This is a genomic window from Sphingomonas astaxanthinifaciens DSM 22298 (assembly GCF_000711715.1).
GTDB lineage: Bacteria > Pseudomonadota > Alphaproteobacteria > Sphingomonadales > Sphingomonadaceae > Sphingomicrobium > Sphingomicrobium astaxanthinifaciens_A.
Genome location: NZ_JONN01000001.1, coordinates 1681056 through 1696618 on the forward strand (window position 1 = coordinate 1681056; position 15563 = coordinate 1696618).

General features: G+C 68.1%; 15 protein-coding genes. 8 read left to right on the forward strand and 7 right to left on the reverse strand.

The window, feature by feature from the left end:
• Positions 1 to 52 precede the first annotated feature (52 nt).
• From BS69_RS0108720 to sucC, 3 genes are all read right to left on the reverse strand, one after another.
• Positions 53 to 985 carry an electron transfer flavoprotein subunit alpha/FixB family protein gene (locus BS69_RS0108720; protein ID WP_029941565.1) on the reverse strand — a complete coding sequence of 311 codons (933 nt, stop codon included), beginning with the start codon at positions 983 to 985 and terminating at the stop codon, positions 53 to 55.
• Positions 982 to 1731 carry an electron transfer flavoprotein subunit beta/FixA family protein gene (locus tag BS69_RS0108725; protein WP_029941566.1) on the reverse strand — a complete coding sequence of 250 codons (750 nt, stop codon included), beginning with the start codon at positions 1729 to 1731 and terminating at the stop codon, positions 982 to 984. Before BS69_RS0108725 ends, BS69_RS0108720 begins: the two co-directional genes overlap by 4 nt.
• A 263-nt stretch (positions 1732 to 1994) precedes the next feature.
• Positions 1995 to 3194, reverse strand: coding sequence for an ADP-forming succinate--CoA ligase subunit beta (gene sucC / locus BS69_RS0108730; RefSeq protein ID WP_029941567.1), 1200 nt, complete (start codon positions 3192 to 3194; stop codon positions 1995 to 1997).
• A gap of 74 nt (positions 3195 to 3268) precedes the next feature.
• Between sucC and dinB the strand changes: the two genes are divergently transcribed.
• The 4 genes from dinB (at position 3269) to BS69_RS0108750 (ending at position 6705) form a co-directional block, all read left to right on the forward strand.
• Positions 3269 to 4387, forward strand: coding sequence for a DNA polymerase IV (gene dinB, locus BS69_RS0108735; RefSeq protein WP_029941568.1), 1119 nt, complete (start codon positions 3269 to 3271; stop codon positions 4385 to 4387).
• A gap of 193 nt (positions 4388 to 4580) precedes the next feature.
• Complete coding sequence (locus BS69_RS0108740) at positions 4581 to 5120, forward strand: CarD family transcriptional regulator (RefSeq protein WP_029941569.1); 540 nt, start codon at positions 4581 to 4583, stop codon at positions 5118 to 5120.
• A 129-nt stretch (positions 5121 to 5249) separates the two neighbouring features.
• Complete coding sequence (locus tag BS69_RS0108745; protein WP_029941570.1) at positions 5250 to 5963, forward strand: head GIN domain-containing protein; 714 nt, start codon at positions 5250 to 5252, stop codon at positions 5961 to 5963.
• A gap of 46 nt (positions 5964 to 6009) precedes the next feature.
• The gene (locus BS69_RS0108750) at positions 6010 to 6705 is read left to right on the forward strand and encodes a GIN domain-containing protein (RefSeq protein WP_029941571.1); all 696 of its coding nucleotides are present in this window, start codon (positions 6010 to 6012) and stop codon (positions 6703 to 6705) included.
• Here the strand turns inward: BS69_RS0108750 and BS69_RS0108755 are convergent.
• Complete coding sequence (locus BS69_RS0108755; RefSeq protein ID WP_029941572.1) at positions 6702 to 7106, reverse strand: DUF1489 family protein; 405 nt, start codon at positions 7104 to 7106, stop codon at positions 6702 to 6704. The two genes, BS69_RS0108750 and BS69_RS0108755, sit on opposite strands and share 4 nt — an antisense overlap.
• Before the next feature lie 40 nt (positions 7107 to 7146).
• Entirely contained in the window at positions 7147 to 8502 is a 1356-nt protein-coding gene (gene mgtE, locus BS69_RS0108760; protein ID WP_051676755.1) for a magnesium transporter, read from the reverse strand.
• 215 nt (positions 8503 to 8717) lie between these two features.
• Between mgtE and BS69_RS0108765 the strand changes: the two genes are divergently transcribed.
• The 3 genes from BS69_RS0108765 (at position 8718) to BS69_RS0108775 (ending at position 12332) form a co-directional block, all read left to right on the forward strand.
• Complete coding sequence (locus tag BS69_RS0108765) at positions 8718 to 9176, forward strand: peptidylprolyl isomerase (RefSeq protein WP_029941574.1); 459 nt, start codon at positions 8718 to 8720, stop codon at positions 9174 to 9176.
• Between the two features lie 12 nt (positions 9177 to 9188).
• Entirely contained in the window at positions 9189 to 9950 is a 762-nt protein-coding gene (locus BS69_RS0108770) for an SDR family NAD(P)-dependent oxidoreductase (RefSeq protein WP_029941575.1), read from the forward strand.
• Positions 9951 to 10031: 81 nt separating this feature from the next.
• The gene (locus BS69_RS0108775; RefSeq protein WP_029941576.1) at positions 10032 to 12332 is read left to right on the forward strand and encodes a CDC48 family AAA ATPase; all 2301 of its coding nucleotides are present in this window, start codon (positions 10032 to 10034) and stop codon (positions 12330 to 12332) included.
• Here the strand turns inward: BS69_RS0108775 and BS69_RS0108780 are convergent.
• Positions 12329 to 13624 carry an MFS transporter gene (locus tag BS69_RS0108780; RefSeq protein ID WP_051676651.1) on the reverse strand — a complete coding sequence of 432 codons (1296 nt, stop codon included), beginning with the start codon at positions 13622 to 13624 and terminating at the stop codon, positions 12329 to 12331. The genes BS69_RS0108775 and BS69_RS0108780 overlap by 4 nt on opposite strands.
• Positions 13625 to 13722: 98 nt before the next feature.
• Here BS69_RS0108780 and BS69_RS0108785 point away from each other — a divergent pair, with 98 nt between their 5' ends.
• A complete protein-coding gene (locus BS69_RS0108785; RefSeq protein ID WP_029941578.1) occupies positions 13723 to 14352 on the forward strand; it encodes a class I SAM-dependent methyltransferase in 630 nt (209 codons plus the stop codon).
• Here the strand turns inward: BS69_RS0108785 and BS69_RS0108790 are convergent.
• Positions 14349 to 15521 carry a phospholipase D-like domain-containing protein gene (locus BS69_RS0108790; RefSeq protein WP_029941579.1) on the reverse strand — a complete coding sequence of 391 codons (1173 nt, stop codon included), beginning with the start codon at positions 15519 to 15521 and terminating at the stop codon, positions 14349 to 14351. The genes BS69_RS0108785 and BS69_RS0108790 overlap by 4 nt on opposite strands.
• Positions 15522 to 15563 lie beyond the last annotated feature (42 nt).

Sequence of the window (15563 nt, forward strand, 5' to 3'; positions counted from 1 at the left end):
GAGGCTAGACGATCGGCCCGACGACGCAAGCGCCGGGCCGATCGTCGGAAATTTACAGCTTTTCGGTCAGCTCGGGGACGAGCTTGAACAGGTCGCCGACCAGGCCGACGTCCGCGATCTGGAAGATCGGGGCTTCCTCGTCCTTGTTGATCGCGACGATGACCTTGGAGTCTTTCATGCCCGCGAGATGCTGGATCGCGCCCGAGATGCCGACCGCGACATAGAGCTCCGGCGCGACGATCTTGCCGGTCTGGCCGACCTGATAGTCGTTCGGCGCATAGCCCGCATCGACCGCCGCGCGGCTCGCACCCACCGCGGCGCCGAGCTTGTCGGCAAGCGGATCGATGAGCGCATGGAACTGCTCCGAGGAGCCGAGCGCACGGCCGCCCGAGACGATGATCTTGGCGCTGGTCAGCTCGGGCCGCTCGCTCTCGCTGGCCTCGGCCGAGACGAAGGAGGTCACGCCGTTGCTGACGCCCGCGTCGACGGTCTCGACCGCGGCCGAACCTGCGCCGCGCTCGGCCTTGGTGAAGGCGGTGCCGCGCACGGTGATGACCTTCTTGGCATCCTTCGAGCGGACGGTCGCAATGGCGTTGCCGGCGTAGATCGGGCGCTGGAAGGTGTCCGGACCCTCGACCGCGATGATGTCGCTGACCTGCGCGACGTCGAGCAAGGCGGCGACGCGCGGCGCGATGTTGCGACCGGTGGTGGTCGAGCTGGCGAGGAGGACGTCATAGCCCTCCATCAGACGGTGAAGCAGCGGGGCGACGCTCTCGGCCAATTCATGGTCGAGGCCGGCGTCGGCAGCGACCAGCACCTTGGCGACGCCGCCAATCGACTTGGCGTCGTCAGCGGCGCCCTGCGCTTCGCTGCCGATCAGCAGAAGGTCGGTGTCGCCGCCGAGCTTGGCCGCGGCACCAAGGGTGGCGAGGGTAGAATCCTTGACCTTGCCGTGGGCATGTTCGCCGAGAACCAGGATCTTCATGCGACAACTCCGAGAGACTTGAGCTTGGCGACCAGTTCGTCGACCGACCCGACCTTGGCGCCGCCCTGGCGCTTGGCGGGCTCGGCGACCTTGAGCGTCTCGAGCCGCGGCGCGGTGTCGACGCCGTAATCGGCCGGCGCCTTGGTGCTGAGCGGCTTCGACTTGGCCTTCATGATGTTGGGCAGCGAGGGATAGCGCGGGTCGTTGAGGCGAAGGTCGGTGGTGACGATCGCCGGCAGCTTGATCGCGACGGTCTCGAGCCCGCCATCGACCTCGCGGGTGACGTGCGCGCTGTCGCCATTGATCTCGACCTTCGAGGCGAAGGTGCCCTGGCCATAGCCGGTCAGCGCGCCGAGCATCTGCCCGACTTGGCTCGAATCGTCGTCGATCGCCTGCTTACCCAGCAGCACGACCTGCGGCTGCTCTTCCTCGACGATCTTCGCCAGGATCTTGGCGACGGCAAGCGGCTCGACCTCGTCGTCGGTCTGCACGAGAATGCCGCGGTCGGCGCCCATGGCAAGCGCGGTGCGGATCGTTTCCTGCGCCTTCTGCGGGCCGACCGACACGACCACGATTTCAGTCGCTCCGGCCTTCTCCTTGAGGCGGATGGCTTCCTCGACGGCGATCTCGTCGAAGGGGTTCATGCTCATCTTGACGTTGGCGAGATCGACGCCGGTGCCGTCCATCTTCACCCGGGGCTTCACGTTATAGTCGATCACGCGCTTGACCGCGACGAGTACCTTCATTTCTTCCCTCCGAACCTCAGCCACGCGGCTCTTGCGGCTAAGCCCGCCCACCCGCCCGTTGCAGCGACCGGAACGATGAAAGCGGCAGCGAGCCACAACGTAAACATCGTCAATGGTCCAACAAACAGGATCAGAATGAGCAACACACTCAACGATCTAAGGCCCCAGCGTTCACCTCCGTAAAGTGCCGGAAGGAAGCCGAAACCCACTCCACCCAACCACAACAGCCAAGGGTCTGGCAGGTAGTTGGTATCAAATAACAACTAAGCCGCCTTCTTCACTTCCGCGACGATCTTGGCCGCCGCATCGCCGAGGTCGTTGGCGGCGACGATCGGCAGGCCCGAATTGGCGAGGATGGCCTTGCCCTCGGCGACGTTGGTGCCCTCGAGGCGAACCACCAGCGGCACCTTGAGGTCGACCTCGCGCGCGGCGGCGACGATGCCCTCGGCGATGATGTCGCACTTCATGATGCCGCCGAAGATGTTGACCAGGATCCCCTTCACCGCCGGATCGGCGAGGATGATCTTGAACGCCGCGGTGACCTTCTCCTTGTTGGCGCCGCCGCCGACGTCGAGGAAGTTGGCCGGGAAGGCGCCGTTCAATTTGATGATGTCCATCGTCGCCATGGCGAGGCCGGCGCCGTTGACCATGCAGCCGATATCGCCATCGAGCTTGATGTAGGCGAGGTCGTACTTCGACGCCTCGACTTCCATCGGATCCTCTTCGGTGAGGTCGCGCAACTCGGCGATGTCCTTGTGGCGGAACATGGCGTTGCCGTCGAAGCCGACCTTGGCGTCGAGGACCATCAGCTGGCCGCCGTCGGTAACCGCGAGCGGGTTGATCTCGATCTGCTCGGCGTCGCTGCCGAGGAAGGCGGCGTAGAGGCCGGCGAGCACCTTGGCGGCCTGCTTGGCAAGGTCGCCGGTGAGGCCGAGCGCGGCGGCCACGGCGCGGCCGTGGTGCGGCATGAGCCCGGTCGCCGGATCGATGGTGATGGTGTGGATCTTCTCGGGCGTGTCATGCGCCACGGTCTCGATGTCCATGCCGCCCTCGGTCGAGGCGACCACCGCTATCCGGCCGGTCTCGCGGTCGACGAGGAGCGCGAGATAATATTCCTTCGCGATGTCGACGCCGTCGGTGATGTAGAGGCGCTGGACCTGCTTGCCATGCTCGCCGGTCTGGATGGTCACCAGGGTCTTGCCAAGCATCTCCTCGGCGTGGGCGCGGACTTCCTCGATCGACTTCGCCAGGCGGACACCGCCCTTGGCGTCGGGGCCGAGCTCCTTGAACTTGCCCTTGCCGCGGCCGCCGGCGTGGATCTGCGCCTTGACGACCCACAGCGGCCCGGGGAGCCGCTTGGCCGCCTCGACCGCTTCCTCGACGCTCATCGCGGCATGGCCGGCGGGCACCGCGACGCCGTACTTCGCGAGCAGTTCCTTGGCCTGATATTCGTGGATGTTCATGAATCTTCCCGGAAGATGAGGTTTGGCGGCCCTAAAGCATGACTCTCCGCCCAAGCCAAGGTAGGGAACGGGGCGTGAACGCGCCGGCCTCGTCTCCGCTCCCCGACCACGCCCCCGAAACGACGCTTGCCGTGCGCAAGATCATCCACGTCGACATGGACGCCTTCTTCGCCAGCGTCGAGCAGCGCGACAATCCCGCGCTGCGCGGGCTTCCGGTCGCGGTGGGCGGTGGCCATCGCGGGGTGGTTGCCGCGGCCAGCTACGAGGCGAGGCAGTTCGGGGTCCGCTCGGCCATGCCCTCGGTCACCGCCAAGCGCCGCTGCCCCGACCTCGTCTTCGTCAAGCCGCGCTTTGACGCCTACAAGGCCGTGTCGGCACAGATCCGGGCGATCTTCGCCGACTATACCGACCTCATCGAACCCTTGAGCCTCGACGAGGCCTATCTCGACGTCAGCGAGGACCGCCACGGCCTTGGCTCGGCAAGGGCGATCGCCGAGGCGATCCGGACCCGTATCCGGGCCGAGACCGGGCTGACCGCCTCGGCCGGGGTCTCCTACTGCAAGTTCGTCGCCAAGCTCGCCAGCGACCAGAACAAGCCCGACGGCCTGTGCGTCATCCGGCCCGAACAGGCGCAGCGCTACATCGCCTCGCTGCCGGTGGGGCGCTTCCACGGGATCGGCCCCAAGACCGCCGAGCGGCTCGAGCGGCTCGGCATTCACACCGGGGCTGACCTCCAGCAGCTCAGCCTCGACGAATTGAAGGGCCGGTTCGGGAGCAGCGGCGACTGGTACTGGCGGATCGCGCGCGGGCTCGACGACCGCCCGGTGCGGAGTAGCCGTCAGGCCAAGTCGGTCAGCGCCGAGCGGACCTTCAACGAGGATTATCACGCGCCCGAGGACCTGCACCGCGAACTCGAGCGAGTCGCCGGCCTCGCCTGGGAGCGGATCAGCCGGGCGCGCGCCGAGGGGCATACGGTGACCCTCAAGGTCAAATATTCGGACTTCCAGCTGATCAGCCGGGCGAAGAGCTTCGTCGATCCGGTCGCCGATCCGGCAACCTTCGCCGCGGCGGGCCACTTTCTCCTTAACCAGCTTCTTCCCGTGCCGCGCGGCGTCCGCCTGCTGGGGCTCGGCCTGTCCAACCTAATCGAGGTTAATGACCCGGTTCCGCGTCAACTGGGGCTGGCGATTTGAATAGGTTTGTGTTAAATACTGGTGACACAGGGGCCGACCTGCATGTTCATGCGGGCGGCCTCATTCGCAACTGGTAACGCAGGTCCGACGTTCTCGGAGGTCCTGGCCGCACAAAGAGAGGCACATGCCGCGGAGCGACTTGGGGGCACCGCAAAAGGGCATGACACGCATCTCGCATCTGGAAAGGTGAAGAATGGCAGCGAAGGCGCTTAGCTTCGACGTTGGCGATTACGTGGTTTACCCCAAGCATGGTGTCGGTCGGGTCGTTGAACTGCAGAGCACGGAGATCGCGGGCACCAGCCTGCAGCTCTACGTCCTGCGCTTCGAGAAGGAGAAGATGACTCTCCGCGTTCCGGTCAACAAGGCCGACTCGGTCGGCATGCGCAAGCTGTCGAGCGACAAGACCATGCTGGCCGCGCTCGAGATCCTGAAGGGCAAGCCCAAGGTCAAGCGCACCATGTGGTCGCGCCGCGCCCAGGAATATGAAGCGAAGATCAACTCGGGCGACCTGTCGTCGATCGCCGAGGTGACCCGCGACCTGTTCCGCCCGGACGATGCGCCCGAGCAGAGCTATTCGGAACGGCAGATCTTCGAGGCCGCCGCCTCGCGCCTCGCGCGCGAACTCGGCGCGATGGAGCAGACCGACGAGAAGTCGGCGCTGGCCAAGATCCACGAGATCCTGAACAAGGCCGCGCTCGTGCATCACAAGACCAAGGAAGTGGTCGAGGACTAAGCTCCCTTCCACCTCCGAACGAGAGAGGCGCTGCCCGCGAGGGTGGCGCCTTTTCATGTCCGCCGCCCGCTTGCCATCCCGCCTCGGTAACTGTATTAGGTATGCAATACAGCAGCAAGGGGAACAGGCATGCGAATTCTTCTGGCGGGCGCGATCGCGTCGATGGCGCTGGCGGGCTGCTCGGCGGGCCGCGCCGAATCCGCTGGTCCCACCGTCAGCCGCTCCTTCCCGGTCGGCGACTTCACCCGGCTCGAGGTCGCCGGGCCGTTCGACGTCCGGGTCGCGACCGGCAAGGCGGCATCGGTGACGGCCTCGGGCCCGCAGGAATTGATCGACCGGATGGAGGTCGCGGTCGAGGACGGCGAACTTCGCGTCCGCCCCCAGAACAAGGGCTGGCTTAACTGGGGCTGGAACAGCGGCAAGGCGGTGGTCACCGTCACCGTGCCCGCGCTCGAGGGGGTCCGGGTAGCGGGCTCGGGCGACATCGACGTCGACCGGGTCGCGGGCGAGCGCTTCAGCAGCGAGATCGCCGGCTCGGGCGACCTCCGGCTCGGCGCGGTGCAGGTGAAGGAGCTGAAGCTCGCGATCGCCGGCTCGGGCTCGGTCAAGGCGGCGGGGCAGGCCGAGCAGGCGAGCTACAAGATCGCCGGGTCGGGCGATCTCGACGCGGGCGGGGTGAAGACCCGGAGGGCCGACGCGTCGATCGCGGGCAGTGGCAGCATCCGCGCTTATGCCTCGGAGACCGCCAGCGCCAAGATCAACGGCTCGGGCGACATCGAGATCGGCGGCGGCGCCCGCTGCGAGACGGCCAAGCACGGAAGCGGCGACATCCGCTGCTCGTGAGGCCGGCTTGAAGGTCCGTTAACCAAGTTGGGCGACAAGTGGCGCCATGACCCGCCACCTCGCCCTCTTCCTGCTCGCCGCCTCGACCCCGCTGAGCGCGGCCGGGCTCCCGCGGACCTTCACCGTGACCAGCTTCGACCGGATCCGGATGGAAGCACCCTATGCGGTGACGCTTACCACCGGCCGCGCGCCCTCGGCCCGCGCCGAAGGCAGCCCGCAGGCGCTCGACGCGATCGACCTTAGGGTCGAGGGCACCACGCTCATCCTGCGCCAGCGCAGCGGGTTCGGGAGCGACGGCAGCGGGTCCCCGGTGCGGATCATGCTCTCGACTCCCAGCCTCCGGACCGCGCTGATGGTCGGTGCCGGAAGCCTTGCCATCGACCGGATGGACGGGCTCTCGGTCGATCTCGCGATGCAGGGGTCGGGGGTGCTGAGCGTCGGCCGGATCGCCGCCGACAAGGTCAATGCCGCCGCGCAGGGCAGCGGCAAGCTGTCGCTCGCGGGCACCGCCAAAATGGCGAGCTACCTCAATCGCGGAACGGCCTCGCTCGCCGCTGATGCGCTCGCGGCCGACGAAGTCGTCCTCTCGGCCGACGGCGCGGGCGATGCCGCCATCCAGGCGCGGCGCGAGGCCAAAATCACCGCCGCGGGGCCGGTCCAGGTCCGCGTCTCGGGCGAGCCGGCCTGCATCGTCAAGGCGATCGGCTCGGCGATGGTCAGCGGCTGCCGGGTGACCCGCTAGAGCAAGGCCAGCGCCGACAGCCGTCCGTAGAGCCCGGGCGGGAGCAGGCTGAGCCCCGTGTCATCATTGTCGCCGGGCTTCGGCGCATCCTCGTGGGCAAGGTAGCGCCAGCCCTGGTGCGCGCGCTTGGGCAGCGGCGGGACCGCCTGCAATTGCTCCGAACAGACGATGTCGAGCCGGCCGTCGGACCGGTCCTCGAAGCGCAGGATCGCCGCGCAGGCGATGATCCGGTGCTTGACGATCCAGTAGAGCGCGCCGCCCTCGAGCAGTTCGGCCATGCGCTTGGGCCGCATCCGGGTGACCACCCGCACCTCGCCCCCGTTCGCACGGGTCGCGAATCGCTTTTCGAGCGACTCGATCGTCCGGCAACCGACCGCGACCTTGGTGAGATGGAGTGGCACGGGACCGCTATGTGGCCATTAGGGCCACCCGATCAAGCGCTTAGCCGTGGAGGCCAACTGCGGCCGCAAGCCCGAGGAACGAGAAGAAGCCCATCACGTCGGTCGCGGTGGTGACGAAGACCGCCGAGGAGACGGCGGGATCGATCCGCAGCCGCTCGAGCGTCACCGGGACCATGATCCCGACGATCCCCGCGACGAGATTGTTGATGATCATCGCCGCCGCGATGACGAGGCCGAGCTGGGTGTTGCCGAACAGGAAGGCGACCCCGGTGCCGATCAGCAGCCCGAGCGAGAGCCCGTTGGCGAGCGCGATCTTGAATTCGCGGGCGAACATCCGGACGGTGTTCGAGCTGGTCAGCTGGTTGGTCGCGAGCGCGCGGACGGTCACCGCCAGCGTCTGGGTGCCGGCATTGCCGCCCATGCCGGAGACGATCGGCATCAGCACCGCGAGCAGCGCGAAGGCGGCGATCTCGGACTGGAAGAAGCCGACCACGCTCGCCGCGAGGATGGCGGTGCCGAGGTTGATCACCAGCCAGGTCAGCCGCCGGCGGATGGTCGGGGCGAGCGGCTCGTTGATGTCGCCCTCGCCCGCGCCGGCCAGCAGCAGCACGTCCTCGCCGGCTTCCTGCTGGATGATGTGGACGATGTCGTCGACCGTGATCATGCCGACCAGCCGGCCACTCGAATCGACTACCGCGGCCGAGACCAGCGCATATTTCTGGAAGCGCAGCGCGACGTCCTCTTGGTCCATGTCGACCGGGATCAGGGTCTGCTCCACCGCCATGATGTCGGCGACGAGGGTCGCGCGCGGCGAGCGCAGGATGGTCGAGAGCTTGCAGGTTCCGACCGGATGGTGCGCGGGCGAGACCACGAACACTTCCCAGAAATCGTCGGCAAGGTCGGGCTCGGAGCGGAGGTAATCGATCACCTGGCCGACATTCCAGTGCGTCGGGACCGCGATCAGGTCCCGCTGCATCAGGCGGCCGGCGGTCTCCTCGCCATAGGTAAGCGCTTCCTCGATCGCGGCCCGGTCGTCGGGCTCCATCGCGCGGAGCACGGCGCGCTGCTCGTCCTCCTCGAGGTCCTCGATGATCGCGACCGCGTCGTCGGTATCGAGCTCCCCGGCGATCTCGGCGACCCGCTCGGGCGCCATTTCGGAGACGAGGATCTCGCGGACGTGCTCGTTCAATTCGGCCAACACGTCGGCGTCGACCAGTTCGGCGAGCGTCGCGACCAGCCCCTCGCGCTCGTCGGCGCGGGCGAGCTCGATGAGATCGGCGACGTCGGCGGGGTGGAGCGGCGCGACCAGCTCGCGCGCGGTCTCGGCGTCGCCGTCGTGAACCGCATCGAGGACCCGTTCGACGAATTCGGGACGGAGCCGGTCCTCGGAGTCCATCACCTCGCGCTCGGGCTCGTCGAGCGCGATCGACGGCGCATCGGCAAGGCGCTCGTGGTCGAGGGTGTCGCGGTCGCTCAAGCTCTCCCCTCCTCCGCTCGCTTCGGGTCCGGGGCCTCCTGTCACGGCTCCCCACCTTTGTCACCCCTTGCGGGGTGGCGCTTGGGACCGGCAACGCCTAAGTCCCCGCCGATCATTTCAAGGAGCGTGACTTCATGGCCGACCAGCCGCAGACCCTGACCCTTACCCTTTCGAGCGGCGGCGACGTCGTGATCCGGCTCCGCCCGGACCTCGCCCCCGGCCATGTCGAGCGCATTGCCGGCCTTGCCGCGGAGGGTTTCTACGACGGGGTCAAGTTCCACCGCGTGATCCCGGGCTTCATGGCCCAGGGCGGCGATCCGACCGGGACCGGCATGGGCGGCAGCGAGCTCCCCGACCTCAAGGCCGAATTCAACGCCGAGCCGCACGTCCGCGGCACCTGCTCGATGGCGCGCACCAACCAGCCGAACAGCGCCAACAGCCAGTTCTTCATCTGCTTCGACGACGCCCGCTTCCTCGATCGCCAGTATACCGTCTGGGGCAATGTCGAGAGCGGCATGGAATATGTCGACGCGCTCCCGGTCGGCGAGCCCCCGCGTGAGCCCGGCACCATCGTCAAGGCGACCGTCGCCTAAGGAGCCGGGCCCATGACCGCACCAGTTGTCCTCATCACCGGCGCTTCGGCGGGCCTGGGCGTCGATTTCGCCCGGCAACTGTCGGCCCAGGGATCGCGGCTGGTGCTGGTCGCGCGGCGCCGCGACCGGCTCGACGCGCTCGCGGCCGAGCTCGGCAATGCCCGCGCGGTCGCGATCGACCTCTCCGAGGCTGGCGCGGCCGAGCGGCTGCTGGCCGACCTCGCCGCCCATGACGAGCACGTCGACTGCCTCGTCAACAATGCGGGCTTCGGGCTTCGCGGCCGGGTCGCCGAGCAGGACGGTCCGCGCCTGCGCCAGATGATCGACCTCAATTGCGGTGTGCTGACCGAGCTCACCCGCGCAGTCCTTCCCGGGATGATCGAGCGCGAGCGCGGCGGGATCCTCAACGTCGCCTCGACCGCCGCCTTCCAGCCGGGCCCCGGCATGGCAGTCTATTTCGCGACCAAGGCCTTTGTCATGAGCTTCACCGAGGCGCTGCACGAGGAGGTGCGCGGCACGGGCGTCCACGTCACCGCGCTCTGCCCGGGCCCGACCGCCACCGAATTCGGCGCGGTCGCCGGGTTCGAGACCAAGCCCGGCGACATGTTCGACAAGATGTCGGCCCAATCCGGGCCGGTGGTCGCCGCCGGCCTCGCCGCGCTGTCGGCCAACCGAGCGATCGAGATTCCCGGCGCGGCCAACAAGATTGGCGCGCAGGGCGCGCGTTTCCTGCCGCGGTCGGTCATCCGGCGCATCGCCGGCGTGCTCAAGTAGGTCCCTCTTTATTTACCCGTCTCCCCGCCCACATTGAACCGACGGGCGTCCCTCGTGTTGGGGCGCGCAAAGGAGCAATGAATGGCCGACGTCGAGACTGAAATCCGCCGCCTACAGGTGGCCAACCTGCCACCGGCGGACAGCGGGCGTGGAATCGCCCGGGTCCCGACGACGATCATGGACCAGCTCGGCCTCCAGGACGGCGACGTGATCGAGATCGTCGGCAAGCGCTCGACCCCGGCGCGCGCGATCCGGCCCTATGGCGACGACGAAGGACTCGACATCATCCGCCTCGACGGCCTCCAGCGCGCCAATGCGGGGGTCGGCTCGGGCGATTTCGTCGAAGTCCGCCGCGCCGCCTCCAAGGCCGCCACCCGCGTGGTCTTCGCCCCCGCCCAGAACAATGTCCGGCTGCAGGGCTCGGCCGAGGCGCTGAAGCGCAGCTTCGCCGGGCGGCCGCTGACCGCGGGCGACACCGTCGCCACCGCCGGTCATCAGCGGGTCAATGCCGACATGCCCGACCATGTCCGCCAGCTTCTGAACGCGCCCGCCTTCGCGCTTCAGGAAGTACGCCTGTCGGTGATCGCCACCACCCCGCGCGGGATCGTCCACATCGACCGCGACACGGTGGTCGAACTGCTACCCGAATATACCGAGCAGCATGGCGAGCGCCGCGCCGACGTTACCTATGACGATCTTGGCGGGATGCGCGACACGATCGACGCGCTGCGCGAGATGGTCGAGCTTCCGCTCCGTCATCCCGAGCTGTTCCAGCGCCTCGGCGTCGATCCGCCCAAGGGCGTGCTGCTGCACGGCCCGCCCGGCACCGGCAAGACCCGGCTGGCGCGCGCGGTCGCCAACGAGAGCGACGCGCAATTCTTCCATATCGCGGGCCCCGAGATCATGGGCTCGGCCTATGGCGAATCCGAAAAGCGCCTGCGCGAGATCTTCGAGGAAGCGAGCCAGGCCGCGCCGTCGATCATCTTCATCGACGAGATCGACTCGATCGCGCCCAAGCGCGACCAGGTCTCGGGCGAGGCCGAGAAGCGCCTCGTCGCGCAGCTGCTGACGCTGATGGACGGCCTCGAGCCGCGCCAGAATCTCGTCGTCATCGCCGCCACCAACCGCCCCGAGGCGATCGACGAGGCGCTTCGCCGACCGGGCCGCTTCGACCGCGAGATCGTGGTCGGCGTGCCCGACGAGACCGGCCGCCGCGAGATCCTCGGCATCCACACCCGCGGCATGCCGCTGGCCGACGGGGTCGACCTCGACGAGCTGGCCAAGCGCACCTACGGCTTCGTCGGTGCCGACCTCGCCGCGCTGACCCGCGAGGCCGCGCTCGAGGCGGTCCGGCGGATCATGCCCGAGATCAACCTCGCCGACGGGACCATCCCGACCGAGATTCTCGACCGCCTGAGCGTGCTCGCTAGCGACTTCGACAATGCGCTAAAGCGGGTCCAGCCCTCGGCGATGCGCGAGGTGATGGTGCAGGTCCCGACCATCGGCTGGGACGATGTCGGCGGGCTCGAACAGGCCGCCGCCAAGCTCAAGGAAGGGGTGGAGCTTCCCCTGAAGCATCCCGACGCCTTCCGCCGGCTCGGCATCCGCCCGGCCAAGGGCTTCCTGCTCTATGGCCCGCCGGGCACCGGCAAGACGCTGCTGGCCAAGGCCGCGGCGCGCGAAAGCCAGGCGAACTTCATCTCGACCAAGAGCTCGGACCTCCTCTCCAAATGGTATGGCGAGAGCGAGCAGCAGATCGCGCGGCTGTTCGCCCGCGCCCGCCAGGTCGCGCCGACCGTCATCTTCATCGACGAACTCGACAGCCTGGTCCCCGCGCGCGGCGGCGGCTTTGGCGAGCCGCAGGTGACCGAGCGGGTGGTGAACACCATCCTTGCCGAGATGGACGGATTGGAGGAACTGCAGGGCGTGGTGCTGATCGGCGCCACCAACCGGCCGAACCTCATCGACCCCGCGCTTCTCCGGCCGGGCCGGCTCGATGAACTCGTCTATGTCGGGCCGCCCGATGTCGCCGGGCGCCGGCGGATCCTCGCGATCCACACAAAGTCGATGCCGCTTGCCGCCGACGTCGATCTCGAGGCGCTGGCGCGGCGGACCGAGCGGTTCACCGGGGCCGACCTCGAGGACCTCACTCGCCGGGCCGGCCTGACCGCGCTTCGCCGCGATCTCGGCAATGCGGAGGTGGGCATGGCCGACTTCGAGGAGGCGCTGAAGGAAACCCGCGCTTCGGTCACGCCCGAGATGCTCGCCGAATATGAGCGGATCCAGGACACGCTGAAGAGCGATGCGGTGCGTCCGGATCGCGGCGGGATCGGCTTCGTCTCCCCGGGGATGCTGCAGCCCAAGGCGGGCGGCAAGTCCTAGGCGAGGCGCCGGCCCCACCAGGCCAGCGCCAGCACGACCGCCACGGCAATGCCGAACGGCAGGTGCGGGTCGAGCGCATAGAGCGCCATGCCGAGCCCCGGCGCGGCGACGTAGGAAATGCCGTTGGCCGAGGTGATCACCCCGGCCACCCCGCCCTGCTCGCCGAGCGGGACGGCGAGGCTGGCGCCGGCGGTGAAGCCCGGACGGGTGAAGCCGAAGCCGATCGAGGCGATTCCGAAGCCGAGCACCAGGCCATAAAGGTCGCTCGCCAGCGCGGTGATTCCGAGCCCGGCGGCGGCGATCACCGAGCCCCAGACGATCAGCGCGCGAGGGCTGAGGTTAAGCTTGGGGATGATCCCCCATTGCGCGGCGAGCGTGCCCCCGGCGCCGGCCATCATCACGATCGCGATCGGCTGCTCGGCGCCGAGCGGCGCAAGCTTCAGCGTATCGATGATGAAGAAACCGAGGCAGGTGAGCGTCGCGGCCTGGGCGTGGCCCGAGGTCACCCCGGCGACGATCCAGCCGCGGATCCGCGGATCGCGCCAGCTCAGCCTCTTCTGCCGTGACGGCGCGGTCGCGGCGCGGACGCTGGCGCCGGTGATCATCGAGGCGAGGCTCGGATAGCTCATTGCCGCGCCGCGCCCCCGGCCGAGGTGCCCGCGATCATCGGGCAGGCCGAGCTGGATCGCGGTGAAGACGACCAGCGCGATGATCGCGAAGGCGAACAGCGGGCCGGGCAATCCGACGAAGGGAAGCACGAACAAGGGCGCGAGCGCGGGCCCGACGATCGTCCCCAGCCCGAAGGACGAGGACAGCGCCGACAGCTGTGCCGTTCGCGCCGAGCGCCGGGTGCGCGAGGCGAGATAGGCCTGGGTCGCGCTCGGGGTCGCGCAGCCGAGCGCGCCGTAGATCGCCCGGAACAGCCCGAACAGGACGAAGGTGAGCAAAGGCCCGATCCAGCCGTGGAGGCCGAAGATCAGCACGATCCCGCACAAGGTCATCGAGACGATGAAGCCCCCGAGGCCAAGCAGGGTCAGCGCCTTGCGGCCGTGATGGTCGCTCCGCTCGGCCCAGTAGGGCGCGAGCCAGACCCACAGCACCGCGCTCCAGGTGTAGGCGATGGCGACCCAGAAATCGGCGACCCCGATCGCGCGCCCGATCGCCGGCATCACCGACTGGAGCGCGGTATTGCCCGCGGCGGCGACCAGCATCGCGGAAAAGAGCAAAAGGAAGTGGGTCGTGGTCAGCGCGGAACCGCCCACCTTGCGTCGCCGTGCCACTCCGTCTGCCATGCGGCACGCTCCTAGCGACCCACCGGAACTTGCCAAGGCGGCGGGCATTTGCTTTCGGTCCAGCGGCAAAAGATTTTTTCCACCACACCGGAGCCTTCATGCAAGCCACCACTGCCCGCGCGCTCAAGGAACGGCGTCGGCTCGCCCGCCGTCAGCGGACCGGGTCGGAACGGCTCGCCTTCCTTCGTGGCTTCATCCGCCATCCGGTGATGGTCGGCTCGATCATCCCTTCCTCGCAGCGGCTGATCGACAAGATGCTAGCCCCGGTGGACTGGGAATCGACTCAGCTGTTCGTCGAATATGGCCCCGGCGTCGGCACCTTCACCCGCGTCATCCTCGAGCGCTTGCCTGAGAACGCCAAGCTGCTGACGATCGACACGAACCCCGAATTTACGGCCTATCTCAAGGCAAGCATCGACGACCCGCGGCTGATCGCGGTCACCGGCAGCGCCGCCGACGTCGAAAAGATCCTGTCCGATCGCGGCCTGCCCGATGCCGACTATATCGTCTCCGGCCTGCCCTTCTCGACGCTCCCGCCGGGTGTCGGCGACACGATTGGCGCCGCGACCGCGCGCGCGATCCGTCCGGGCGGCGCGTTCCTCGTCTATCAGTTCAGCCCCAAGGTCCGCGACTTCATCGCGCCCTTCTTCGATCGGCTCGACCGCGGGTTCGAATGGTTCAACGTGCCGCCCGCGACCCTGTTCTGGGCCTGGCGCGATGAGGCCTAGCGCTCGGCCCCGAAATTGAGGCGGCGGGTGACGGTATAGTCCACTGCCGTCACCAGGAAATTGCTGAGCGCCCATTTGATCCTCTTCCACCAGGTCGCGCGGGCCCGGTGGAGCGCGGGAGTGATCTCCTGGCAGTCGGCCAACTGACGTTCGAAATAGCCGCGCATCGCCTGCGCGAAGCCGGCATCCTCGACCCGCAGCATGATCTCGAGATTGAGATAAAGGCTCCGGAAATCGAAATTGGCCGAGCCGATGTGGACGACGTCGTCGATGATCAGCAGCTTGGTGTGCAGTTTCTCCGGCTGATATTCGAACATCCTCACCCGGTGCCGCAGCAGGCGGCGATAGGTGAAGCGCGCCGCGGCGATGGTGGCGCTATTGTCCGACTTGGCGGCCGTGACGATCCGGACCTCCCCTCGGTCGCCGAGACGCCACAGCCGGCGCAGCATGGCGAAGGGCGGGGCGAAATAGGCCGAGATCATGTCCAGCCGCTGCGCCACGATCAGCTCGCGCGCGACCCCGACCGTCCAGGGATGGAAGCGGCGCACGGGGCCCGAATATTGCCACTGCAGCGGCCCCTTGTGCTGCGAGAAGCGATGGAGCAGCCGGCGCAGTTCGCGCAGCCGCGGCCTCGGCGAAATGGTCCATCGCTGCACGGCATCGAAATAACGCGCCGCCGGCCGGATCGCCGGCCCGTCGACATGGATCCACAGGTCGCGCCAGCGGCTCTCGCTGTGGTCGCTCATATAGTCGACCGTGAGGTTTGCCCCGCCGGTGAGGCCTTCGGAATCGTCGATGACCACCAGCTTCTGGTGATTGCGCAGGAGGTAGCGCGCGCCGATCCGTGGGTGGAACAGGCAGCTCTGGCCTCCGACCTCGTGGAGCGGGTCGAGGAAACCCGACGGAATGTCCGAGCCGAAGCCGTCGAGCAGCAGCCTGACGTCGCAGCCGCGCCGGGCCGCACGGACCAGGGCGTCGCGCACCGCCTCGCCGACCGCGTCGCCATCCATCATGTAGAAGAGGAGGCGGACGCTCCGCTCGGCCCGGTCGATCATGTTGAGCAGCAGCCGCAGCCGGTCGGAGCCATGCTCGATCAGGGTCAGGCGGGTGCCCGCAATCTCGGCCGTGATCGGCGGCGGGGCGTCGGAGGCGATCGCGGGGGTGGGCACCAGGGTTGACTAGCCCGTCTGGCGTCCCGTGCAAGCCGCGCT

What these genes read in the sequence shown, in the direction of transcription:
- BS69_RS0108720 (WP_029941565.1), bottom strand. Translation starts at nt 985, where the DNA reads ATGAAGATCCTGGTTCTCGGCGAACATGCCCACGGCAAGGTCAAGGAT.
- BS69_RS0108725 (WP_029941566.1), bottom strand. Translation starts at nt 1,731, where the DNA reads ATGAAGGTACTCGTCGCGGTCAAGCGCGTGATCGACTATAACGTGAAG.
- sucC (WP_029941567.1), bottom strand. Translation starts at nt 3,194, where the DNA reads ATGAACATCCACGAATATCAGGCCAAGGAACTGCTCGCGAAGTACGGC.
- BS69_RS0108740 (WP_029941569.1), top strand. Translation starts at nt 4,581, where the DNA reads ATGGCAGCGAAGGCGCTTAGCTTCGACGTTGGCGATTACGTGGTTTAC.
- BS69_RS0108745 (WP_029941570.1), top strand. Translation starts at nt 5,250, where the DNA reads ATGCGAATTCTTCTGGCGGGCGCGATCGCGTCGATGGCGCTGGCGGGC.
- BS69_RS0108750 (WP_029941571.1), top strand. Translation starts at nt 6,010, where the DNA reads ATGACCCGCCACCTCGCCCTCTTCCTGCTCGCCGCCTCGACCCCGCTG.
- mgtE (WP_051676755.1), bottom strand. Translation starts at nt 8,502, where the DNA reads ATGGACTCCGAGGACCGGCTCCGTCCCGAATTCGTCGAACGGGTCCTC.
- BS69_RS0108765 (WP_029941574.1), top strand. Translation starts at nt 8,718, where the DNA reads ATGGCCGACCAGCCGCAGACCCTGACCCTTACCCTTTCGAGCGGCGGC.
- BS69_RS0108770 (WP_029941575.1), top strand. Translation starts at nt 9,189, where the DNA reads ATGACCGCACCAGTTGTCCTCATCACCGGCGCTTCGGCGGGCCTGGGC.
- BS69_RS0108775 (WP_029941576.1), top strand. Translation starts at nt 10,032, where the DNA reads ATGGCCGACGTCGAGACTGAAATCCGCCGCCTACAGGTGGCCAACCTG.
- BS69_RS0108780 (WP_051676651.1), bottom strand. Translation starts at nt 13,624, where the DNA reads ATGGCAGACGGAGTGGCACGGCGACGCAAGGTGGGCGGTTCCGCGCTG.
- BS69_RS0108785 (WP_029941578.1), top strand. Translation starts at nt 13,723, where the DNA reads ATGCAAGCCACCACTGCCCGCGCGCTCAAGGAACGGCGTCGGCTCGCC.